This window comes from Pseudomonas sp. FP1154 (assembly GCF_030687245.1).
In the GTDB taxonomy this organism is placed as follows: Bacteria; Pseudomonadota; Gammaproteobacteria; order Pseudomonadales; family Pseudomonadaceae; genus Aquipseudomonas; species Aquipseudomonas rhizophila.
On sequence record NZ_CP117465.1, the window covers coordinates 5439344 to 5461748 of the forward strand.

At 61.5% G+C, this 22405-nt stretch carries 19 protein-coding genes; 11 read left to right on the forward strand and 8 right to left on the reverse strand.

All coding sequences use genetic code 11. The features are described 5' to 3' along the window. Positions 1-186: 186 nt before the first annotated feature. The 6 genes from PSH91_RS24380 to bioB all read right to left on the reverse strand — a co-directional run bounded on the left by PSH91_RS24380 (position 187) and on the right by bioB (position 5186). A complete protein-coding gene (locus PSH91_RS24380; RefSeq protein WP_107323009.1) occupies positions 187-483 on the reverse strand; it encodes a pyrroloquinoline quinone biosynthesis protein PqqE in 297 nt (98 codons plus the stop codon). A 108-nt stretch (positions 484-591) separates the two neighbouring features. Further along, entirely contained in the window at positions 592-1275 is a 684-nt protein-coding gene (bioD, locus tag PSH91_RS24385) for a dethiobiotin synthase (protein WP_076383418.1), read from the reverse strand. Beyond that, entirely contained in the window at positions 1272-2084 is an 813-nt protein-coding gene (bioC, locus tag PSH91_RS24390; protein ID WP_047228114.1) for a malonyl-ACP O-methyltransferase BioC, read from the reverse strand. Before bioC ends, bioD begins: the two co-directional genes overlap by 4 nt. Beyond that, complete coding sequence (locus PSH91_RS24395) at positions 2077-2808, reverse strand: alpha/beta fold hydrolase (protein ID WP_047228115.1); 732 nt, start codon at positions 2806-2808, stop codon at positions 2077-2079. The genes bioC and PSH91_RS24395 overlap by 8 nt, the downstream gene beginning before the upstream one ends. Continuing rightward, positions 2801-3979, reverse strand: a complete 1179-nt coding sequence (bioF, locus tag PSH91_RS24400; protein ID WP_047228116.1) for an 8-amino-7-oxononanoate synthase — start codon at positions 3977-3979, stop codon at positions 2801-2803. Before bioF ends, PSH91_RS24395 begins: the two co-directional genes overlap by 8 nt. Before the next feature lie 151 nt (positions 3980-4130). After that, positions 4131-5186: a biotin synthase BioB gene (gene bioB, locus PSH91_RS24405; RefSeq protein ID WP_076383416.1), complete on the reverse strand. Its 1056-nt coding sequence runs from the start codon at positions 5184-5186 to the stop codon at positions 4131-4133. 91 nt (positions 5187-5277) lie between these two features. On the opposite strand from bioB, the gene PSH91_RS24410 reads away from it, so the two are divergent. The 5 genes from PSH91_RS24410 (at position 5278) to rarD (ending at position 11073) form a co-directional block, all read left to right on the forward strand. Then, positions 5278-6018, forward strand: a complete 741-nt coding sequence (locus tag PSH91_RS24410) for a ComF family protein (RefSeq protein ID WP_139049008.1) — start codon at positions 5278-5280, stop codon at positions 6016-6018. 57 nt (positions 6019-6075) lie between these two features. Then, positions 6076-6840 (forward strand): TOBE domain-containing protein, encoded by a 765-nt coding sequence (locus PSH91_RS24415; protein WP_305466883.1) that lies wholly within the window; start codon positions 6076-6078, stop codon positions 6838-6840. A 67-nt stretch (positions 6841-6907) separates the two neighbouring features. Continuing rightward, positions 6908-8803 carry a PhoX family phosphatase gene (locus tag PSH91_RS24420; RefSeq protein WP_107323012.1) on the forward strand — a complete coding sequence of 632 codons (1896 nt, stop codon included), beginning with the start codon at positions 6908-6910 and terminating at the stop codon, positions 8801-8803. A 204-nt stretch (positions 8804-9007) separates the two neighbouring features. After that, complete coding sequence (locus PSH91_RS24425; RefSeq protein WP_047228121.1) at positions 9008-9982, forward strand: serine/threonine protein kinase; 975 nt, start codon at positions 9008-9010, stop codon at positions 9980-9982. A 203-nt stretch (positions 9983-10185) separates the two neighbouring features. Next, positions 10186-11073 (forward strand): EamA family transporter RarD, encoded by an 888-nt coding sequence (gene rarD, locus PSH91_RS24430; protein ID WP_047228122.1) that lies wholly within the window; start codon positions 10186-10188, stop codon positions 11071-11073. Positions 11074-11290: 217 nt separating this feature from the next. Here the strand turns inward: rarD and PSH91_RS24435 are convergent, their stop codons facing one another. Further along, positions 11291-11809: a glycine cleavage system protein R gene (locus PSH91_RS24435; protein ID WP_047228123.1), complete on the reverse strand. Its 519-nt coding sequence runs from the start codon at positions 11807-11809 to the stop codon at positions 11291-11293. Positions 11810-12362: 553 nt separating this feature from the next. Between PSH91_RS24435 and PSH91_RS24440 the strand changes: the two genes are divergently transcribed. After that, the gene (locus tag PSH91_RS24440) at positions 12363-14540 is read left to right on the forward strand and encodes a malate synthase G (protein ID WP_047228124.1); all 2178 of its coding nucleotides are present in this window, start codon (positions 12363-12365) and stop codon (positions 14538-14540) included. Positions 14541-14666: 126 nt separating this feature from the next. Here PSH91_RS24440 and PSH91_RS24445 read toward each other — a convergent pair whose 3' ends face one another. After that, on the reverse strand, positions 14667-15113 hold the full coding sequence (locus PSH91_RS24445; RefSeq protein ID WP_047228125.1) for a response regulator: 447 nt from the start codon (positions 15111-15113) through the stop codon (positions 14667-14669). 257 nt (positions 15114-15370) lie between these two features. On the opposite strand from PSH91_RS24445, the gene PSH91_RS24450 reads away from it, so the two are divergent. The 5 genes from PSH91_RS24450 to PSH91_RS24470 all read left to right on the forward strand — a co-directional run bounded on the left by PSH91_RS24450 (position 15371) and on the right by PSH91_RS24470 (position 22371). Continuing rightward, complete coding sequence (locus PSH91_RS24450; protein WP_305468590.1) at positions 15371-17305, forward strand: putative nucleotidyltransferase substrate binding domain-containing protein; 1935 nt, start codon at positions 15371-15373, stop codon at positions 17303-17305. Next, on the forward strand, positions 17302-18009 hold the full coding sequence (locus tag PSH91_RS24455; RefSeq protein WP_047228127.1) for a PolC-type DNA polymerase III: 708 nt from the start codon (positions 17302-17304) through the stop codon (positions 18007-18009). The genes PSH91_RS24450 and PSH91_RS24455 overlap by 4 nt, the downstream gene beginning before the upstream one ends. A gap of 215 nt (positions 18010-18224) precedes the next feature. Continuing rightward, the gene (locus tag PSH91_RS24460; RefSeq protein WP_305466884.1) at positions 18225-18743 is read left to right on the forward strand and encodes an RNA polymerase sigma factor; all 519 of its coding nucleotides are present in this window, start codon (positions 18225-18227) and stop codon (positions 18741-18743) included. Beyond that, positions 18740-19720 carry a FecR domain-containing protein gene (locus PSH91_RS24465; protein WP_305466885.1) on the forward strand — a complete coding sequence of 327 codons (981 nt, stop codon included), beginning with the start codon at positions 18740-18742 and terminating at the stop codon, positions 19718-19720. The genes PSH91_RS24460 and PSH91_RS24465 overlap by 4 nt, the downstream gene beginning before the upstream one ends. Positions 19721-19932: 212 nt before the next feature. Beyond that, positions 19933-22371 (forward strand): TonB-dependent siderophore receptor, encoded by a 2439-nt coding sequence (locus PSH91_RS24470; RefSeq protein ID WP_305466886.1) that lies wholly within the window; start codon positions 19933-19935, stop codon positions 22369-22371. The last annotated feature ends 34 nt before the right edge of the window (positions 22372-22405 follow it).

The window sequence follows — 22405 nt, forward strand, 5'->3', positions numbered from 1 at the left end:
GCCTAAATCTTGTCAAGCGTCGATCTTTTGCCGTTCGTCATCGTCCCTGAAAAAATCCCAGGCACAGCAATTCACCGCAGCGAAACACTCACAGCGTCCGTAGGAAAAGATTAGTTGAGCCAGAAGGAGTTAGAGACGAAAACGCCGCGAATAATCGCAGCGTTTTGACAAACCTGAAGTAGAGAATCAGACGAAAGTGTCGATCAACGTACCGAGCATTTCATCGGAAGCCTTGGCCACGTTCACGCCCAGTTCGACCTGAAATTTGCCCTGGGACATTTCAACCATGTTGCTGGCCAAGTCCGATTGCTGGCTGCGATCCACCGACCGCAAGCGATCGGCTTGCAGTTCGGACGACTGGCTGGTGACCGAACGCTCGATTGTATTGTTGGCAATCTGGCTCGAGGCCTGATCGACACGGTTCTGCCCTGTCTGAATAGTGCTCAGACCGGCATAGAACGCGGTATTTCCTGAGATTTCCATGGCAGAACTCGTCTTCTGGAAGGGTAGACAGCGGACATTGAAACAGAAGCCTGGGGAAAAGGCCCGACAAAAACACTAATGGCACAGTGCCTTGTCATAGTGAAAACCTTAGTAGTCCAGCAAATCCAGGTGCAGATGCGCAGCCACGGCTTCGGCGGTGATGCCCTTGATTCTCGGCACACGCCCCAAGCACGGCGCCGGCAGGCGTTCGGCCAGGGTCGCCAGATTTTCTTCCAGCCGCGATGTCTTGGGGTCGATGATATTGGCCACCCAACCCGCCAGTTGCAGGCCGTCCCGGGCGATGGCCTCGGCGGTCAACAGGGCGTGGCTGATGCAGCCCAGGCGCACGCCCACCACCAGGATCACCGGTAGCCCCAGCGCCATCGCCAAGTCCGAGAGGTTGTCCTGATCGGCCAGCGGAACGCGCCAGCCGCCCGCGCCTTCGATCAGAGTGAAATCGGCCTCCAAGGCCAACACTTCACGCATCGGCCCCAGCAACGATTGCACAGTCAAGGCCACGCCGGCTTCCCGAGCGGCTAGGTGAGGCGCGATGGCCGGCTCGAACGCCACCGGATTGACCTGGGCATACTCAAGCGGCACCGAGCATTCGGCCAACAGCGCCAAGGCATCGGCGTTGCGCAGGCCCTTGGGCGTTACTTCACAACCAGAGGCCACGGGCTTACCCGCGGCGGTGCACATGCCAGCCTGTCGCGCAGCATGCAGCAGGCCAGCCGCGACGGTGGTTTTGCCCACGTCGGTGTCGGTACCGGTGATGAAATAAGCCTGGCTCATAGCGGTTTCTCCAGCACGGCGTAAACCACCCGGTAGGTCGCGGGCAAACCCTGTACCTGACGAAACTGTTCGTAAGCGTCAACCAGTGCGAGGATCCGCGCCCTGCCCGTCAACCCGCCGGGCCGGCCGGGGTTCAGATTGTGGGCGCCTAGGGCTTTCAATTCATGGGTCAGACCGCGCACGTCCGGGTAATACATCACATGGGGACGGTTTTCCAGGCTGATAACGTTCAGCCCGCTGGCCTCACATAGCTGTTGATACGTTTCGAACCCGCGAAAACGGTTGACGTGCACCAGGCCATCCACCTGACGCCAGCTGTCGCGCAGTTCGTACAACGTGCCGACGCAAAGGCTTGTAAAGGCAAACACGCCACCGGGTTTCAAAACCCGATGGACTTCGTTCAACACCGAGGCAAAATCCGCGCACCACTGCACCGCCAGGCTGGAGAACACCAGATCGCAACTGGAGGCCTGCAAGGGCAACCGCTCGGCATCACCGGCTATAAAGTGCGCAGCCCCGCCCTGAGGGCGAGCATGGTTGAGCATACCTTCGGCGATATCCAGCGCCAACCCGGTCACCTCGCCGAAGCGCGTACCCAGCGCCCTCGTGAAATAGCCGGTGCCACAACCCAGGTCCATCCAGCGCTCAGGCATGATCGAAGCAGGCAGCCGGTCCAGCAACTGCTGGCCTACGTCGCGCTGCAGCTCGGCCACGCTGTCGTAACTGGTCGCCGCCCGGGAAAACGAGGCCGCCACCTGGCGCTTGTCCGGCAAGGCACCGGGCAATTTGGCAACAGACAAATCAGTCATCATCGGACTCATGCAAAAAAGCCTGAATCGCCCCCGCCACACCGTGAGGGTCTTCCAGAGGGAATCCGTGGCCGGTCTGTTCGATCAGACCGATTTCAACATCGGGCAGCAACACCAGCAATTCACCCGCTGCCTCAGCCGGTACCAGCGCGTCGAGCCCGGCAAACACGTGGAGCTGCGGGCCGCCGAAGCCCTGCAAGGCGGCGCGGGTATCCAGTTGCGCCAGCAGCTCGAGCCCGGCCATCAACACATTGGGCGAAGTGACTGGCGCACCCGCCAGCAACAATCGCGACAAGCCGCGCGGATCGCTGCAACCCTGGGCACATAACAAACTGAAGCGCTTGAGGGTCTGGCGCGGGTCGGCGGCGCACCCGGCGAGAAACCCATCAAAGGTTTCACCGGCCATCGCGCTCGGCCATTGATCGTGGGCCACGAAAGAAGGGTTGCTCGCCAGGGTCAACAAGCCGCAACAGCGCTCGCCCCGACGCGCCGCCAGCTCGCCGGCCAGCATGCCGCCCAGCGACCAGCCACCCAACCAGGCATCCTGGGGCAATGTGGCATCCAGCTCATCGAGCCATTCATTGAGGTCGCTTGAGGTCAGTGCCGGCAACGGCTCGATCTCGACCCGCAGATGTTCATCGAGCCCTTGCAGCGCAGCCGCCAGAGGCTCCAGCGGGGAAACGCCCAAGCCCCAACCAGGCAGCAATATCAGTCGATCACGCATGGCTTGGCTCCGGTCCCAGTTGTGCAAAACACTCGGCCAATGCCTCCAGCAGTAGCTGCACCTGAGCCTCACTGTGAGCGGCGGTCAAGGTCACGCGCAGACGAGCGCTGCCGGCCGGCACGGTGGGTGGGCGGATCGCAGTGACCATCAGTCCCCGCTCACGCAGCATCTGCGACAAGCGCATCGCCCGCCCCGCATCGCCGATCAGGATCGGCTGGATCGGCGTGAAACTGTCCATCAATTGCAGGCCGATCTGCTCGGCACCGTGGCGAAACTGGCGGATCAGCACCTGCAAATGTTCGCGCCGCCAATGCTCGCTGCGCAGCAGCTCAAGACTCTTGAGCGTAGCGCAGGCCAGAGCCGGCGGTTGACTGGTGGTGTAGATGTAGGGACGAGCGAACTGGATCAGGCTTTCGATCAGGTCTTCACTGCCGGCGACAAAAGCACCGGCAGTACCGAAGGCTTTGCCCAGGGTGCCGACCAATACCGGCACGTCATCCTGGCTCAGGCCAAAATGTTCGACGATCCCGCCGCCATTGGCCCCCAACGGGCCGAAACCGTGGGCATCATCGACCATCAGCCAGGCGCCCTTGGCCCTGGCTGCACGGGCCAGGGCCGGCAGATCGGCGATGTCACCGTCCATGCTGAACACACCATCGGTGACCACCAGCGTATTGCCGGTGGCTTTCTCCAGACGGTTGGCCAGGCTCTGGGCATCGTTGTGCAGGTAACGGTTGAAGCGCGCGCCGGACAGCAACCCGGCGTCGAGCAACGAAGCGTGGTTGAGTCGATCCTCCAGCACCGTATCACCCTGCCCCACCAGTGCGGTGACAGCGCCAAGGTTGGCCATGTAGCCGGTGGTGAACAGCAGTGCCCGCGGGCGGCCAGTCAAGTCAGCCAGGGCTTCTTCCAGGGCATGATGAGGCCCGCTGTGGCCGATCACCAGATGGGAAGCACCGCCACCCACGCCCCATCGCGCCGCACCGGCGCGCCAGGCTTCGATCACTTGCGGATGATTGGCCAGGCCCAGGTAATCATTGTTGCAGAACGCCAGCAGCGGCTGGCCGTCCACCACCACCTCTGGCCCCTGTGGGCTTTCGAGCAGCGGGCGCTGGCGATAGAGGTTTTCGGCACGACGGGCAGTCAGGCGTGCGGCGAGATCGAAGGGCATGCAGGCCTCGGGGTGAACCGCTATTTAAAGACTGGAGGAGATCCCCCTGTGGGAGCGAGCCTGCTCGCGATAGCGGCGTGCCAGTCAACAAATGTTGAATGCTCCATCGCCATCGCGAGCAGGCTCGCTCCCACATTTTTTTTGCGTCAGCTCAGAGGGCGGCGTTGTAGAACTGCTCGCTGCTCTTCTGCTCCACCAGCGCCTGTTCAATAGCCGCCTGATGCACTTCATCAGCATGCTCTTCGCGGGCCTCCGGCTGGATGCCCAGGCGAGCGAACAGTTGCATGTCCTTGTCGGCTTGCGGGTTTGCGGTGGTCAGGAGTTTGTCGCCATAAAAAATCGAGTTGGCACCGGCGAAAAATGCCAGGGCCTGCATCTGTTCGTTCATCGCTTCGCGGCCGGCGGACAGGCGTACATGGGACTGGGGCATCAGGATCCGCGCTACGGCGAGCATGCGAATGAAATCGAACGGGTCGACGTCTTCGGCGTTTTCCAGTGGCGTGCCGGCGACTTTTACCAGCATGTTGATCGGCACCGATTCCGGATGCTCCGGCAGGTTCGCCAGCTGGATCAGCAGGTTGGCGCGATCGTCCAGGGACTCGCCCATGCCCAGGATGCCGCCGGAGCAGATCTTCATCCCCGAATCTCGCACGTAAGCCAGGGTTTGCAGACGCTCGCTGTAGGTACGAGTGGTGATGATGCTGCCGTAGAACTCCGGCGACGTGTCGAGGTTGTGGTTGTAGTAGTCCAGGCCGGCCTGGGCCAGGGCCTGGGTCTGGTCCTGATCGAGGCGGCCCAGGGTCATGCAGGTCTCCAGGCCCATGGCCTTCACGCCTTTGACCATCTCCAGCACATAAGGCATGTCCTTGGCCGACGGATGCTTCCACGCCGCGCCCATGCAGAAACGGGTCGAGCCGATGGCCTTGGCACGGGCGGCCTCTTCGAGGACTTTCTGCACTTCCAGCAACTTTTCTTTTTCCAGCCCGGTGTTGTAGTGGCCGGACTGCGGACAATATTTGCAATCTTCCGGGCAGGCGCCGGTCTTGATCGACAGCAGCGTGGACACCTGGACGCGGTTGGCGTCGAAATGCGCGCGGTGCACGGTCTGCGCCTGGAACAACAGGTCATTGAAGGGCTGGACGAAGAGAGCTTTGACTTCGGCCAAAGACCAGTCATGACGCAGGTTGGCAGTGGTGCTGGCGCTCATGGGCATTTCCTTGATTATGCTTGGCTGGCACCTGGGGACATGGAATACCCACAGGCGCGACACGGATGTTCGGCATATTTAAGGAAGAGTCATGCGCTGTCAACCACGATACGATGGACCGGTTTACATCTGGTTAAAAAACAAACAATCTTGTCTGTTGTGTGGCGAAACCACCGATACGCCCCAACCCATTTGCACCCCCTGCGAGAGCGAACTGCCCTGGCTCGGTGACCAGTGCAGTATCTGCGCCTTGCCACTGCCCATGGCCGGGCTGCGTTGTGGCCAGTGCGCCACTCAACCGCCAGCCTTCGAGCGGGTCCTGGCGCCATGGGCCTACGACTTTCCTATCGACAGCCTGATCGCACGTTTCAAACATCAGGCCAAATGGCCGCTCGGTCGGTTGATGGGCGAACTGCTGGCGCAGTCCCTGCAGCATCACTTCAATGAAGGACTGGAGCCACCCGACGCACTGGTGCCAGTACCGCTTGCCAATCGGCGCTTGCGTCAACGGGGTTTCAATCAGGCCTCGATGCTTGCACGCTGGCTCAGCGCGACATTGAAGATCCCTTGCGAAGAACAACTGCTGCGGCGCGTCCAGGACACCCCCGCCCAGCAGGCACTCGATGCCAGGGCCCGGCGCCGAAACCTGCGTCAAGCCTTTGCCATCACACCCGACGCCGTGCTCGGCAACCGTCACCTGGCGTTGGTCGACGATGTGCTCACGACCGGCGCCACGGCCCAGGCGCTGGCCCGCCTGCTGCTGGATGCCGGCGCCGCCCGGGTCGATGTGTATTGCCTGGCCCGCACGCCGAAACCCGGTGAGCCGGCTTGACGCGCCGCCTGCGAGGCGCCAACGTCCGCTCATGATTCCTTGGCGCAGTTCTCCATCATGTCATTGCCCCCGCTCCTGACCCAGCACATCGTCCGGCGCCCACAACGCATCGCCTTGTTGCAGCACATTGCCGAACAAGGCTCGATCACCCGCGCCGCCAAGAGCGCGGGCCTGAGCTACAAGGCGGCGTGGGATGCCATCGACGAATTGAATAACCTGGCGGACCAGCCGCTGGTGGATCGCAGCGTCGGCGGCAGGGGCGGTGGCGGCGCCAAGCTGTCAGAGGAGGGGCAACGCGTGCTGCGTCTGTATCAGCGCTTGCAAGCGCTGCAGGCGCAGTTACTGGAAGCCAGCGAGGACGCCGGGGATCTGGGCCTGCTCAGTCGCTTGATGCTGCGCACCAGCGCGCGCAATCAACTGCATGGCAAAGTCCTGGGGATCGAGGCCCAGGGCCACAATGACCGGGTACGCCTGGAACTGGCCCGGGGTCTGGTCATCGAGGCGCAAATCACCCATGACAGCACCTTACGCCTGGAGCTGGCTATCGGCACCGAAGTGGTGGCCCTGATCAAGGCCGGCTGGTTGGAGTTGCACCCCATCGAGTCAGCGGAGCAATCGGGAATCAACACGTTGCGCGGCGTGATCGAGCAGGTTGCCGCCGCCGAAGACGGCCCCAGTGAAGTGCGTATCGGCCTGCCCAACGGCCAGACATTGTGCGCCCTGGCCGATCCGCTCCAATTGCATGAGCGAAACCTGGCTACCGGTTCTGCGGTGCACGTCGCGTTTTCACCGACAAATGTGCTGCTCGGCACACCGCTGTAGCGCGCTGCAACAATAGTTTCATCGACCCGCTTTAAGGTGACTGCCAAAACCAGCAGGGAGCCTGATGATGAGCCTATTAGAAGAAAACCAATCCACCGACCTGGAAAAGATCGTCGGCCTGAGCCGTCGAAGCTTCATCAGCGCCGGCGCCCTGTGCGGCGCGGCGATGTTCCTGGGCGGCAACCTGCTGAGCCGCAGCGTGCTGGCCGCCGCCGTGAGCGAAGGCAACAGCAAGCTGCTGGGCTTTAAAAGCATCGCCGCCGCCACGGCCGACACCATTACCCTGCCACCGGGCTACAAAGCCTCGGTGCTGATCAGTTGGGGCCAGCCACTGCGCAAAAATGCACCGGCGTTCGACCCCAGTGGCAATGGAACAGCCCGCGCTCAGGAAGAGCAGTTTGGCGACAACACCGACGGCATGAGCCTGTTCGAATTCCCCGGCGACAAGAACCGGGCGCTGATGGCGATCAACAACGAGTACACCAACTACCAATACCTGTTCCCTCACGGCGGCCAGCCGCAGTCGGCCGAAGACGTGCGCAAGGCCCAAGCCGCCGAAGGCGTGTCGGTGATCGAGATCCAGCGTCGCCGCGGCCAGTGGCAGTTCGTCCAGGAATCGCGCTACAACCGCCGGATCCACGGCAACACTCCGATTCGCCTGCGTGGTCCGGCAGCCGGCCACGACCTGCTGAAAACCAGCGCCGACAAGAGCGGCAAAAAAGTGCTGGGGACTTTCCAGAACTGCGCCAACGGCATGACGCCGTGGGGCACTTACCTGACCTGCGAAGAGAACTTCACCGACTGCTTCGGCAGCAGCAAGGCGGACCTGCAGTTCGACGCGGCACAAAAACGCTATGGTGCCACCGTCACCAGCAGTGAAATCAACTGGCACCTGCACGACCCGCGTTTTGACCTGGCGAAGAACCCCAACGAACTCAATCGCCATGGCTGGGTGGTGGAAATCGATCCGTTCGACCCGCAATCCACCCCGGTAAAACGCACTGCTCTGGGCCGTTTCAAACACGAAAACGCCGCCCTCGCGCAGACCAATGACGGTCGCGCCGTGGTGTACATGGGCGATGACGAGCGCGGCGAATTCATCTACAAGTTCGTCAGCCGCGAGCGCATCAACCATCGCAATGCCAAAGCCAACCGCAACCTGCTGGACCACGGCACCTTGTATGTGGCGCGCTTCGATGCCGGCGACGGCAACCCGGACCACCCCAAAGGCAAGGGCCAGTGGATCGAACTGACCCACGGCAAGAACGGCATCGACGCCAGCAGCGGTTTCGCTGACCAGGCCGAAGTGCTGATCCATGCGCGCCTGGCCGCCAGTGCCGTTGGCGCCACGCGCATGGACCGCCCGGAGTGGATCGTGGTCAGCCCCAAGGACGGCCAGGTCTATTGCACCCTGACCAACAACTCCAAGCGCGGTGATGCCGGTCAACCGGTGGAAGGACCAAACCCTCGGGCCAAGAACGTCTACGGGCAGATCCTGCGCTGGCGCACCGACCGCGACGATCATGCCTCCAAGACCTTCTCCTGGGATCTGTTCGTGGTCGCCGGCAACCCGGCGGTACACGCCGGCACGCCGAAAGCCGGCTCGTCCAACATCAACGCCCAGAACATGTTCAACAGCCCCGATGGCCTGGGCTTCGACAAGGCCGGGCGGCTGTGGATTCAGACCGACGGTGATTTCAGCAATACCGGGGACTTCGCCGGCATGGGCAACAACCAGATGCTCTGCGCCGACCCCGACAGTGGCGAAATCCGTCGATTCCTGGTCGGGCCGGTGGGTTGCGAAGTGACCGGCATCAGCTTCTCGCCAGACTACAAAACCCTGTTCGTCGGCATCCAGCATCCCAGCGGCAGCTCGACGTTCCCTGAGCACCTGCCCAACGGTAAGCCGCGGTCGTCGGTGATGGTGATTACTCGTGAGGATGGCGGGGTCATCGGCGCCTGATAGCCCTCACGCTGATCGTTCCCACGCTCTGCGTGGGGATGCAGCCAGGGACGCTCCGCGTCCCAAAGAGTAACGCGGAGCGTCACATGAGGCGTTCCCACGCAGAGCGTGGGAACGATCACCGACAGCCGTCACCTATCTCCCTCCGTCTGCGCTACCATGCTGGGCCGGACGCGGCAGCCCTGCCGCTGCGCAGGAGTCAGCATGTCCCATCCGTTTGAAACCCTCACACCCGACCTGGTGCTCGATGCCGTTGAAAGCATGGGCTTGCTCAGCGACGCCCGTGTGCTGGCCCTCAACAGCTATGAAAACCGTGTCTATCAGGTGGGTATCGAAGACGCCGAGCCGCTGATCGCCAAGTTCTATCGCCCTCAGCGCTGGACCAACGAAGCGATTCTGGAAGAGCACCGCTTCACCTTCGAACTGGCCGAATGCGACGTGCCGGTGGTAGCGCCGCTGATTCACAACGGCGTCAGTCTGCACGAACACGCCGGGTTTCGTTTCACCCTGTTTCCCCGGCGCGGCGGCCGCGCGCCTGAGCCGGGCAACCTCGACCAACTCTATCGCCTGGGGCAATTGCTCGGGCGTCTGCACGCGGTCGGGTCGACCCGTCCGTTCGAGCATCGTGAAGCGTTGGGCGTGAAAAACTTCGGCCACGATTCGCTGGCCACCGTGCTGCAAAGCGGTTTCGTACCCCGCAGCCTGCTTCCGGCCTACGAGTCGGTGGCCCGGGACCTGCTCAAACGGGTCGAAGAGGTTTATGCCGCCACGCCTCACCAGAACATCCGCATGCACGGCGACTGCCACCCCGGCAACATGATGTGCCGCGACGAGGTTTTTCATATCGTCGACCTGGACGACTGCCGCATGGGCCCGGCGGTACAGGATTTGTGGATGATGCTCGCCGGTGATCGCCAGGAATGCCTGGGGCAGTTGTCGGAATTGATGGACGGCTACCGCGAGTTTCATGACTTTGACCCGCGTGAACTGGCCTTGATCGAGCCTCTGCGGGCCCTGCGCCTGATGCACTACAGCGCCTGGCTAGCGCGCCGTTGGGACGATCCGGCGTTCCCGCGCAGCTTCCCGTGGTTCGGCAGCGAACGCTACTGGGGCGACCAGGTGTTGGCGTTGCGCGAGCAATTGGCGGCGCTCAATGAGGAGCCGTTGAAGTTGTTCTGATTTGCCACTGCCGCCCCCCTGTGGGAGCGAGCCTGCTCGCGATCGCGGTAGGTCAGTCGATGTCCATGTTGAATGGGTCATCGTCATCGCGAGCGGGCTCGCTCCCACAGGGGCCGGCGATGGCGCTCATAAAGGTTCACAGCACAATCTGACAAATCTCCTTACAATCACTCTTTTGTTAGCTGCCTAAGCAAGGATTCTGCATGCAAGCCGCCAACCCGCGTCGCGGGTATATCCTGGGCCTGAGTGCCTACATCATCTGGGGTCTGTTCCCGATCTATTTCAAAGCCATCGCCAACGTGCCGTCCGTGGAGATCATCATCCACCGGGTGCTGTGGTCGGCGCTGTTCGGCGCGGCGTTGCTGATGGTCTGGAAACACCCGGGCTGGTGGCGCGAACTGCGGGACAATCCACAGCGGCTGGCAATCCTGGCCCTGAGCGGTACGTTGATCGCGGCCAACTGGTTGACCTATGTCTGGGCGGTGAACAACGAGCGCATGCTCGAAGCGAGCCTGGGGTACTACATCAACCCGCTGGTGAACGTATTGCTCGGCATGTTGATCCTGGGTGAACGGTTGCGACGCATGCAGTGGCTGGCGGTGGGGTTGGCCGCGGTCGGTGTGGCGCAGCAGGTCTGGCAAGTGGGCAGCCTGCCTTGGGTGTCGCTGGTGCTGGCGCTGACCTTCGGCTTTTATGGGCTGATCCGCAAGCAGGCGCCGGTCAAGGCTTTACCCGGACTGGTAGTGGAAACCTGGATGCTGGTGCCGATCGCCATTGCCTGGTTGTTGTTCAACCCGGCGGCTACCAGCGCCCAAGCCGTTTTCTGGACCACCTCCGAAGCCTGGTGGCTGGTGGCGGCCGGGCCCGTGACGCTGGTGCCGTTGGTGTGCTTTAACGCTGCGGCGCGGCATTTGCCCTACACCACCCTCGGGTTCCTCCAGTACATCGCACCGACGCTGGTGTTGTTGCTCGCCGTACTGCTGTTCGGTGAGCATCTGTCGTCCAGCACATTGGTGGCGTTCCTGTTTATCTGGGCTGGGCTTGCGGTGTATAGCGTCGATGCCGTGATCAGCATGCGCCGGCGCAACTGATCAAAAAACGTACGAACCTCCACAGGCCACGCCTGGCGTGGCCTGCGCTTATCCTTCCCAAGGTTATCCACAGCGTGATCCCCGCCGTTTGTGCACAAGCCCTTGAAAACTGGTGATTTTTTAATCATATCCCGCCAGCGCCCGGCGGACGTGGGCTGGCGAGGTGTCTCTACAGGTTATCCACAGGCAGGCGCAGTTTTTCCTTGGATAACCTTTATCAGTTCTCGTCGCTGAGTTTCAGCTCCACCATCAGTTCATCGGCCAGGGTTTCCAAACGCTCCTGCAAAGTGTCCAGGGACAAGGTCACTGGCACCCCGAGGATCGCTTCGGCATGAAACAGTAACTCGCTGCTCATCGGCGCCGGCCGCACGTCCGTGACCAGTCGCTCGACGTTGACGCCCTGCTCACTCAGCAAGCGCGTGATGTCGCGCACGATCCCCGGGCGATCATTACCCACCAGCTCCATCGCGATAGGCTTCCAAGTGCAGGACTCTTCGACGATGCCCTCGGCGATCAGCACGCGGATGTTGTGGGCCGACAGGCCTTGCAAGGCTTCGATCAATTCATCATGGGACTCAGCCGGAACGCTTAGGCGCAGGATCCCGGCAAATTGTCCCGCCAGACGGGACATGCGGCTTTCCAGCCAGTTACCGCCGTGCTCGGCGATGCAAAGGGCGATCTGCTCGACCAACCCGGGCTTGTCCGGGGCGAAAACAGTGATGACGAGATGGTCCATGGCGCGAGCCCTCTTGTTGTGGAAAGAAGAGTATAGGCAGGTGGTCGCGGACAGGCTCGTGCCCTAAAGATATAAACCTCGCCTCTGTGGGAGCAAAGCTTGCTCGCGATGAAAACAACTCGGTCCTTCTGAAACCAGGGCACCTGTATCGCTGCAAGCTCTGCTCCCACAGGATGAAACCAGATACATCGTGTACAAAGATCAAGATTTATATGGAACAATCCATACGTTTTTTGAGAACATCCCGTGCCTCGTCGTGACCGTAACACTTTAGTGGGTCGCGGAACGACGCAATTAGTCTAATTTTCACAACCGCAATTGATCATGTAGTATGCCGCAGCGCGCACTACATAATGTTGGACCAATGACTGTTCAAGGCGCGGTCGCATCCCTGAAAGCCCCGTCAGCAAGGCTTAACGCCCGTGACAGGTCCCACCCAGCCGCCAGCGATGGCATGTACTGGTTCCGGGGTTTGTGGTTTAAATGTCCCGAGGCTTCATTGTCAAAATCGAAGAGCTGAAAAGCGAAATAGCTGAGCAGAGTGAGGCAAGCAATGACTGAACACGTTCAAGTCGGTGGCCTGCGGGTCGCCAAAGTCCTGTTCGACTTCGTGAATAACGAAGCTATCCCCGGAACCGGCCTCACCGCCGATGCGTTCTGGGCCGGTGCCGACAAAGTCATCCACGACCTGGCCCCGAAGAACAAAGCCCTACTCGCCAAACGCGACGATTTCCAGGCACAGATCGATGCCTGGCACCAGGCCCGTGCCGGCCAGGCCCACGACGCCGTGGCTTACAAAGCCTTCCTGCAAGACATCGGTTATCTGCTGCCAGAAGCGGCGGATTTCCAGGCCACGACGCAAAATGTCGATGACGAAATCGCCCGCATGGCCGGCCCGCAGCTGGTCGTGCCGGTGATGAATGCCCGCTTCGCCCTCAATGCCTCGAACGCCCGCTGGGGTTCTTTGTACGACGCGCTGTACGGCACCGATGCCATCAGCGAAGCCGACGGCGCGGAGAAAGGCAAAGGCTACAACAAGGTACGCGGCGACAAGGTCATTGCCTTTGCCCGCGCCTTCCTCGACGAAGCCGCGCCGTTGGCCGCCGGCTCCCATGTCGATTCCACCGCTTACAAGATCGTCGATGGCAAACTGGTGGTTGCCCTCAAGGGCGGCAGCAACAGCGGCCTGCGTGACGACGCGCAACTGATCGGTTTCCAGGGCGACGCTTCGGCACCGACCACCGTGCTGTTGAAGCACAACGGCCTGCACTTTGAAATCCAGATCGACGCCAGCACCCCCGTCGGCCAGACCGATGCCGCCGGCGTCAAAGACATCCTGATGGAAGCGGCGCTGACCACCATCATGGACTGCGAAGACTCGGTCGCCGCCGTCGATGCCGATGACAAAGTGGTGATCTACCGTAACTGGCTCGGCCTGATGAAGGGCGATCTGTCGGAACAGGTCGCCAAGGGCGGTCAAACGTTTACCCGCACCATGAACCCCGATCGTGCGTACACGACAGTGGACGGTTCGGGCCTGACCCTGCATGGCCGCTCGCTCCTGTTCGTGCGCAACGTCGGTCATCTGATGACTATCGACGCGATCCTGGACAAGGACGGTCAGGAAGTACCGGAAGGCATCCTGGATGGCCTGGTCACCAGCCTGGCGGCAATCCACAGCCTCAACGGCAATACTTCGCGCCGCAACAGCCGTACCGGCTCGGTGTACATCGTCAAGCCGAAGATGCACGGGCCGGAAGAAGCGGCGTTCACCAACGAACTGTTCGGTCGCGTCGAGGACGTGCTGAACCTGCCGCGCAACACCCTCAAGGTCGGGATCATGGACGAGGAGCGCCGGACCACGGTCAACCTCAAGGCCTGCATCAAGGCCGCCAGTGAACGCGTGGTGTTCATCAACACCGGCTTCCTGGACCGCACCGGCGACGAAATCCACACCTCCATGGAAGCCGGCCCGATGGTGCGCAAGGCTGATATGAAAGCCGAGAAGTGGATCGCCGCGTATGAGAATTGGAACGTCGATATCGGCCTGAGCACCGGCCTGCAGGGTCGCGCACAGATCGGCAAGGGCATGTGGGCCATGCCGGACCTGATGGCAGCGATGCTGGAGCAGAAAATCGCTCATCCCATGGCCGGTGCCAACACCGCGTGGGTTCCGTCGCCGACCGCTGCAGCGCTGCACGCGCTGCATTATCACAAGGTCGACGTGTTCGCCCGTCAGGCCGAACTGGCCCAACGTGCCCGCGCCTCGGTGGACGACATCCTGACCATCCCGTTGGCCGTGAACCCGAACTGGACGCCGGAGCAGATCAGGAACGAACTGGACAACAATGCCCAGGGCATCCTCGGTTACGTGGTGCGCTGGATCGACCAGGGCGTAGGTTGCTCCAAGGTGCCGGACATCAACGATATTGGCCTGATGGAAGACCGTGCGACGCTGCGTATTTCCAGCCAGCACATCGCCAACTGGCTGCGCCATGGCATCGTCACCCAGGACCAGGTGATGGAAAGCCTCAAGCGCATGGCGCCGGTGGTGGACCGCCAGAACGCCAGCGACCCGCTGTACCGTCCACTGGCGCCGGACTTCGACAGCAACATCGCCTTCCAGGCGGCGGTGGAGTTGGTGATCGAAGGCACCCGGCAGCCTAACGGCTATACCGAGCCGGTGCTGCACCGTCGTCGTCGCGAGTTCAAGGCAGCCAATGGGCTGTGATTGAAGGGTAAAACGCAGCACAAGAAAAAGCCCTGATCGAAAGATCAGGGCTTTTTCATTGCAAAATCACCAAGCCCTAGCTGATGCTCGAGTCATTGTGGGATTCATCGGCTCCCACAGACAATTTTAAAGATCCATCCCCAGCTCATGCTTGACCAGACCCAGCAATTTTTCCGTATCAATAGGCTTGAGCAAAAAATCCACTACGCTCAGGTGCATCGCTTCAATGGCGTCCTTCACGTCGGCATCGCCGGAGACGAGGATGATCGGCAGCGCTGCCCGCTCCGACTCACGGACCAGGCGGACCAGTTCAAGGCCATCGACATTGCCCATACGCAAGTCAGTGATCAATAGGCCAATCGACGGCTTGGTTTCCAGCAACTTGAGCGCCGTTTCACCGCTGGCGGCGGTCATGCAGTGAATGCCGTCCAGGGCCAGAATTTCCGATAGCAGCTCACGGGCGTCCTTGTCGTCATCGACAATCAAGACTCGTTGCGGCGGCAGGTCGGGTTCCAGCATGACGGCACTCAGCGCCTCGCGCTCGGCGTCACTCAAAATATCGTGGTCGGACATGATGCTCTCTACGTTCTTTAATCGATCCCCTGGCACAGTGGTCAGACATCGTTCTGCGTCGCTTCAATGTGCACTTCGTCGGATTTTTTTCCAAGTACATTTATTGCAGGCTTCGGATAGACCACACGAGGGATTTTTCTATCGTTCCCAGCCTTTTGCGTTGACCTAGACTTACGTCCAATGGGCACCCTACCCTCAGGGGTTGACCATGGGGACAGATCCGACCACAACAATTCAAAAAAGACTGCGCCATGGTTATGAAAAAAACGGACGCCTTTACCCAGGCTGGGAAAACCGCGGTGTTGCAGAACATCCAGGGAACGCTGCAATTCCTTCAGCGTTTTCCCCCGTTCAACCAAATGGAAAACGCTCACCTGGCTTATCTGGTGGAGCAATGCCTGCTGCGTTTTTACGCACCGGGGGACACCATCATCAAACCGGCCGACGGCACGGTGGAACACTTTTATATCGTCAAGCAGGGCCGGGTCGTGGGCGAGCGTCCGCATTCGGCAAAAGGTGGCACCGAGACCACCTTCGAAATCACCACCGGCGAATGCTTCCCCCTTGCCGCGCTGCTGGGCGAGCGGGCCACGCGCACCGAACACCGTGCCGGCGAGGACACCTTCTGCCTGCAGTTGAACAAGCAGGCATTCATCAAGCTATTCGCCCTGTCGAGCCCGTTTCGTGATTTCGCGCTGCGTGGAGTTAGCAGCCTGCTCGACCAGTTCAATCAGCAAGTCCAGCAGAAGTCCGCGCAAACCCTCGGCACCCAATACTCCCTCAACACCCGGCTGGGCGAGCTGGCGATGCGTCATCCGGTGAGTTGCAACCCCGACATGCCCCTGCGCGAAGCCGTGAAACTGATGCACGAACAGCAGGTCGGAAGCATTGTGGTGGTGAACGAGCAAAAAGCGCCGGTAGGGATTTTTACCCTGCGCGACCTGCGGCATGTGGTCGCCGACGGCTCCGGGGATTTTTCCGAAGCCATCGCCGCGCACATGACCCCGACACCCTTCTATCTCTCGCCGGACCACAGCGCCTTCGACGCGGCCATCGCCATGACTGAGCGCCACATTGCCCATGTTTGTCTGGTCAAGGACCATCGCTTGTGCGGCGTGGTGTCCGAGCGCGATCTGTTTTCCCTGCAGCGGGTCGACCTGGTACATCTGGCACGGACCATCAGCAGCGCTCCGAAAGTCGAGACCCTGGTGGCCCTGCGCGGCGAGATCGGTCAATTGGTCGAGCGCATGCTGGCCCATGGTGCGTCGTCGACGCAGATCACCCAGATCATCACACTGCTCAACGACCACACCGTGTGCCGGGTCATCGAACTGACCCTGGCCGACAAGGGTGACCCGGGCGTGCCGTTCAGTTGGTTGTGTTTCGGCAGTGAAGGCCGGCGCGAGCAGACCCTGCACACCGACCAGGACAACGGCATCCTGTTCGAAGCCCGGGACGCCGCCCATGCGGCGCAGATCCGCGGGCTGCTGCTGCCCATCGCCCAACAGATCAACCAGAGCCTGGCCCTCTGTGGTTTCACCTTGTGCAAGGGCAACATCATGGCCGGCAACCCGGAGCTGTGCCTGTCCCGCGCCGAATGGGCCCGACGCTTTGCCGCATTCATTCGTGAAGCGACGCCGGAAAACCTATTGAGCTCGAGTATCTATTTCGACCTGCGGGTGGTCTGGGGCGATGAGCAAGGCTGTGAGCAGTTGCGCCAGCAAGTGCTCGAACAGGTGGCCGATAACCGTTTGTTCCAGCGCATGATGGCCGAGAACGCGCTGCGTCATCGTCCACCGGTGGGACGCTTCAGGGATTTCGTGCTCAGCCGCAAGAACGGCGAAAAAGCCACCTTGGACCTGAAAGTGCAAGGCCTGACGCCTTTTGTCGACGGCGCTCGCCTGCTGGCCCTGGCCAATGGCATCGAAGCCAACAATACCCTGGAGCGCTTGCGGCAACTGGTCATCAAGGACGTGATCCAACCGCTCGATGGCGCGGCCTATGAAGAGGCCTACCACTTCATCCAGCAAACCCGCATGCAACAACATCAACTGCAGACCCGCGAAAACCTGCCCTACTCCAACCGGGTCGACCCCGACAGCCTTAATCATCTGGACCGGCGCATTCTGCGCGAATCCCTGCGCCAAGCCCAACGGCTGCAAAGCAGCCTTACGCTGAGGTACCAGTTGTGAGCATTTTTTCCTGGTTACGCCCGGTCCAACCGATGTTGCCTGAAGACGTGCAACAGCGCCTGGAGCGCCTGCCGGCCCCCGCGCCCCTGGGTGAATGCAGCCTGAGGGAGCAACGCTGGGTGGTGCTGGATCTGGAAACCACGGGGTTGAACCTGAACAAGGATCAGGTGCTGTCCATCGGTGCGGTGGTCATAGAGGACGGCGCCATCGACTTCAGCCAACAGTTCGAACGCACCTTGCAGTGCGACAAGCAGAAGCTGGGACCCAGCGTATTGATCCATGGCCTGGCGCCGAGTGAAATTGCCGCCGGCAGCGACCCCGCCGAGGCGCTGCTGGCGTTCATGGAATTCGTCGGCGACAGCCCTCTGCTGGCATTTCATGCGCCGTTCGACTCCCACATGCTGGGGCGAGCACTGAAGGATTACCTCGGTTATCGCTTGCAGCATTCGTTTCTGGATGTCGCTGACCTGGCGCCGATGCTCTGCCCTCAAGCGCACCTGCGCAAGGCCGGCCTGGACGACTGGATCGACTGGTGCAAATTGCAAGTCTTCGACCGTCATAACGCCAGCGCCGACGCCCTGGCCACCGCCGAATTGGCGCTCATTCTGTTCAGCCGTGCCCGTCAGCAGCAGATCCATAGCCCGCTTGAGCTGCAACAGCACCTGAGCCAATGGAAGCGACGGCAACGGGCGCCTTCGCTTTAGCCCAAGGTGGTTGACCTGTGGGAGCAAGGCTTGCCCGCGATGCAGGCGACTCGGCCAGGCTGCCAGTGCCGGCGATGCCATCGCGGGCAAGCCTTGCTCCTACAGACTCACCTGAACCCGCGGATCGTGCTCCGACCAGCGCCAATTGCTTTCTCTCCCCCGCCTCTGCGACAATCGCGAACAATTCTCGTTACTTAAAACGTCGGTGATGCTTCGTGTCGTCAGCCCCAAGCCCCCACAGTGATCTGGTTGGTGCGTTGTACCGTGACCATCGCGGGTGGCTATTGGCATGGCTGCGCCGCAACGTGGCCTGCCCGCAACGGGCCGAAGATCTGAGCCAGGACACCTTCGTGCGCCTGCTGGGCCGGGAGGAACTGACAGCGCCCCGAGAGCCCAGGGCGTTTCTGGTGGCGATCGCCAAGGGACTGCTGTTCGATTATTTCCGTCGGGCGGCGCTGGAGCAGGCCTACCTCACCGAGCTGATGCTGATCCCGGAAAACGAACAGCCGTCGTTGGAAGAGCAGCAACTGATCGTCGAAGACCTCAAGGCTATCGATCGGCTGCTTGGCAAATTGTCGAGCAAGGCCCGCGCCGCCTTCCTCTACAACCGCCTCGACGGCCTCAGCCATGCAGAAATCGCCGAGCGCCTGGGGGTTTCCGTGCCCCGGGTGCGGCAGTACCTGGCCCAGGGCATGCGCCAGTGCTACATCGCGCTTTATGGTGAGCCGACATGAGCACGCCTTCTTCCAAACCCGTCTCGACCGGGGTTCTGGATGCGGCCATTGCCTGGCAACTGTCCCTGGACTCAGGCGGCGGTAGTGCCCAGGAGCGGGAAGCGTTCGCCCAATGGCATGCCGCCGACGAAGAACATGCCCGGGCCTGGCGGCAACTGGGCATGCTTGACCAACGCTTCAGTGTCGCCAACGGCCCTGGGCGAGCCGCGTTGCTGCAATCCAGAGCAAACATCCGTCGCCGGGTGCGTAAGCTCGGCAGCAGCCTGGCCAGCATTGTTGCAGTGATCGGCCTGGCGTTGTTTGCCGGAGATCGTTACTTGCCGCTGGATTACTGGCTGGCCGACCAGCGCACCGCCACCGGCGAACAACGCGTCCTGCGCTTGGCCGACGGCACGCTGATCAACCTCAACACCCACAGTGCGCTGGACGTGCGTTTCGATGACAAGCAGCGCCGCATTGTCCTGCAAGAAGGCGAGATCCTGGTGGAAACCGGCCACAACGATCCGCGTCCGTTTATCGTTGAAACCCGCGAAGGCAACATGCGCGCCCTGGGCACCCGGTTTTTGGTCAAGCGAGAAGCTGAAGGCACGCGCTTGAGCGTGCTGAAGTCGGCGGTGGCGGCGCATCCACAGGCCACCGATGAAGAGCAGATCCTGCGTGAAGGCCAGCAGGTGTTGATGCGCCGCGACGGTCTCGGGCCGACGATGGCCCTGAATCCGGGCGCCGATGCCTGGACCCGCGGCATGCTGGTGGTGGACAACGCCCGCCTCGAAGACCTGGTCCATGAGCTGGGACGCTATCGTCGCGGCTACCTGGGCGTCGAGCCACAGGTAGCCGACCTGCGCATCACGGGCAGCTTCCCGCTGCACGACACCGATCTGGCACTCAGCGCCCTGCTGCCGACCTTGCCGGTACAGGTCGAGCATCACACGCGCTGGTGGGTGGTGGTGGGGCCGAGGGCCGAGACCAAGCCTTGAGGCCCCATCGCGAGCAGGCTCGCTCCCACATTTGATCTTCAGTGACTCCCTGTGGGAGCGAGCCTGCTCGCGATGAAGCCGTCTCGATCCGAAGACCCGTTGGACACCTCACCCCAATCTGAATCTAAATTATTTTCATCCAGCCCTATCACTTTTGAATTTTCATCCGGCACCAAGGCAATTGAGAAATATTTCCATTCAGGAGCCGCCGTATGTCCCGCCCGCTAGACACCCTGTTGCGCCCCAGTCTGTTGGCCGTTGCCATCGCTTTTGCCGCCCCGTTGGTCAGCGGCCCGTTGCTGGCCGCCGAACAAGCCTCGAGCGTGCGCACCTACAACCTGCCCGCCGCACCATTGGCCAGCACCCTGAACCAGATCGCCAGTCAGGCCGGGCTCGCCCTGAGTCTGACCCCGTCCCTGGCCTCGGGCAAAACCTCGGCACCGGTCCAGGGCCAGTTCGATGCCATTGGCGCATTGCGTGAGGCGTTGCGCGGCACCGGTCTTCAGCTGCAACAAAGCAGCGCCGGCACCTACAGCCTGGTGGCCGTGCCCGAAGGCGTCATGGCTTTGCCGGAAACCAGCGTGATCGGCGCCGGCCTCAGCGAGACCGCGTGGGGTCCGACCGATGGCTATGTCGCCACTCGCACGGCAGCCGGCACCAAGACCGATACGCCGATTGTCGAACTGCCGCGCTCGGTTTCCGTGGTCACACGCCAGCAGATGGAAGATCGCTCGGTCCTCAACCTCAATGACGCCCTGCGCTACACCGCTGGCGTGCAGAGCAGCGGCTACGGCTCGGACTCACGCAACGACTGGCTGCTGGTGCGCGGTTTTGTACCGACGCAGTTCCTCGATGGTCTGCCGCTGCCCAAGGGCAACTACGTCACGCCGAAAATCGAGCCCTGGAACCTCGAACGCATCGCCGTGCTGCGTGGTCCGGCGTCTTCGATCTACGGCCAGACGCCACCCGGCGGCATGCTGGACATGGTCAGCCGTCGCCCGCAAGCTGAAAGCAGCCACGAGGTCGAACTGCAAGCCGGCAGCTACGAACACAAGCAGATCAACTTCGACAGCACCGGCAAGGTCGATGACGAAGGCCAGTTCCTGTATCGGGTCAGCGGCACGGTGCGCGACAGCAACGCCCAGGTCGATCACATCCCGGACAAACGCTACAACATCGCCCCCAGCCTGACCTGGAACATCAACGACGACACCCGTCTGACCTTCCTGTCTCAGTACACCCGCGACGACACCGGCATCACCGGGCAATTCCTGCCGCTGCAAGGCACCAAGCTGTCGTCGCCGGCCGGCAAGATTTCCCACCACAAAAACCTGGGTGACCCGGACTGGGAATTCTACGACCGCACCTACTACGCCCTCGGCTATGCGTTTGAACATCGTCTGAACGACACTTGGCAGTTCCGCCAGAACCTGCGCTATACCAAGAGCGACCTGGAGTTTCAGGGTGTCACTGCGGGCGGGCAGATCTGGCCGGCCGGCCCCGACGAAGCGGTCAGCGCCGACGGAACCGTGCAGCGAACAGCGGGTATCGTCGATGAAGACGTCAGCCAGTTCGCCGTGGACAACAACTTCCAGGCCGACTTCCAAACCGCAGCCCTGAGCCACACCTTGTTGCTGGGCCTGGATCACCAGCGCTCCAACAGCAACTCGCGCTGGCTGTGGGGCTCGACTGGCGTACCGGCCAGCAATATCCACAACCCGACCTACGGACAGGATTTCTCCAACGTCCAGTACTTCACCATGTACGACTACAACCAGAAGACCCAGCAAACCGGTCTCTACATCCAGGACCAGATCGCCCTGGACAACTGGCGTCTGACCCTGGGTGGTCGTGAAGACTGGATCCACACCGGCACCGAGTTCCACAACCAGGCCGGCGCGACCAACACCCAGCGCGACAAGAAATTCAGCGGTAACGCGGCGCTGAGCTACGTCTTCGACAATGGCGTGACGCCGTACATTTCTTTCGCCCAGTCCTTCCAGGCAGCGGCCGGTACCAACGTCAACAGCACCGATGCATTCAAGCCGACCGAAGGCGAACAGTACGAAGCGGGCATCAAGTACCAGCCACCCGGCACCAAAACCCTGCTGACGGCGGCGGTGTTCGACCTGACCCAGAAAAACAACTCTGTCACCGAAAACAACGTCACCCGCCAAGTGGGTGAAGTACAGGTACGTGGCCTGGAGTTGGAGGCCTCGGGCGACGTGACCGACAACCTGAAGCTCATCGGCTCCTACACCTACAACGACAGTGAAATCACCAAAGGCACGACGGCGGAAAAAGGCAAGCGCATGGCCCAGGTGCCGCGTAACCAAGCCACCGCCTGGGCGGACTACACCTGGCACAACGGCCCGCTGGACGGCTTTGGTGTCGGTGCGGGTGTGCGTTACGTCGGCGACACCTATGGCAACACCACCAACACCGACTGGGGCCATGTCGGTTCCTATACCGTGTATGACGCCTCGGCCCATTACGACCTGGGTCGCCTGAACAACTCGCTCAAAGGGGTATCGGTGGCGGTGGATGCAAAAAACGTCTTCAACAAGGACTACCTGTCCACGTGTGACGGTTTCTACTGCTACTACGGCGATCAACGCAGCGTCGTCGCCAGCGTGAATTACAAATGGTAAACGGTTAGCATTTGCGTAAACCTTTTGAAGGGCC

Coding starts and splice junctions, on each gene's coding strand:
- PSH91_RS24380 (WP_107323009.1), bottom strand. CDS start 483: ATGGAAATCTCAGGAAATACCGCGTTCTATGCCGGTCTGAGCACTATT.
- bioD (WP_076383418.1), bottom strand. CDS start 1,275: ATGAGCCAGGCTTATTTCATCACCGGTACCGACACCGACGTGGGCAAA.
- bioC (WP_047228114.1), bottom strand. CDS start 2,084: ATGACTGATTTGTCTGTTGCCAAATTGCCCGGTGCCTTGCCGGACAAG.
- PSH91_RS24395 (WP_047228115.1), bottom strand. CDS start 2,808: ATGCGTGATCGACTGATATTGCTGCCTGGTTGGGGCTTGGGCGTTTCC.
- bioF (WP_047228116.1), bottom strand. CDS start 3,979: ATGCCCTTCGATCTCGCCGCACGCCTGACTGCCCGTCGTGCCGAAAAC.
- bioB (WP_076383416.1), bottom strand. CDS start 5,186: ATGAGCGCCAGCACCACTGCCAACCTGCGTCATGACTGGTCTTTGGCC.
- PSH91_RS24410 (WP_139049008.1), top strand. CDS start 5,278: ATGCGCTGTCAACCACGATACGATGGACCGGTTTACATCTGGTTAAAA.
- PSH91_RS24415 (WP_305466883.1), top strand. CDS start 6,076: ATGTCATTGCCCCCGCTCCTGACCCAGCACATCGTCCGGCGCCCACAA.
- PSH91_RS24420 (WP_107323012.1), top strand. CDS start 6,908: ATGAGCCTATTAGAAGAAAACCAATCCACCGACCTGGAAAAGATCGTC.
- PSH91_RS24425 (WP_047228121.1), top strand. CDS start 9,008: ATGTCCCATCCGTTTGAAACCCTCACACCCGACCTGGTGCTCGATGCC.
- rarD (WP_047228122.1), top strand. CDS start 10,186: ATGCAAGCCGCCAACCCGCGTCGCGGGTATATCCTGGGCCTGAGTGCC.
- PSH91_RS24435 (WP_047228123.1), bottom strand. CDS start 11,809: ATGGACCATCTCGTCATCACTGTTTTCGCCCCGGACAAGCCCGGGTTG.
- PSH91_RS24440 (WP_047228124.1), top strand. CDS start 12,363: ATGACTGAACACGTTCAAGTCGGTGGCCTGCGGGTCGCCAAAGTCCTG.
- PSH91_RS24445 (WP_047228125.1), bottom strand. CDS start 15,113: ATGTCCGACCACGATATTTTGAGTGACGCCGAGCGCGAGGCGCTGAGT.
- PSH91_RS24450 (WP_305468590.1), top strand. CDS start 15,371: ATGAAAAAAACGGACGCCTTTACCCAGGCTGGGAAAACCGCGGTGTTG.
- PSH91_RS24465 (WP_305466885.1), top strand. CDS start 18,740: ATGAGCACGCCTTCTTCCAAACCCGTCTCGACCGGGGTTCTGGATGCG.
- PSH91_RS24470 (WP_305466886.1), top strand. CDS start 19,933: ATGTCCCGCCCGCTAGACACCCTGTTGCGCCCCAGTCTGTTGGCCGTT.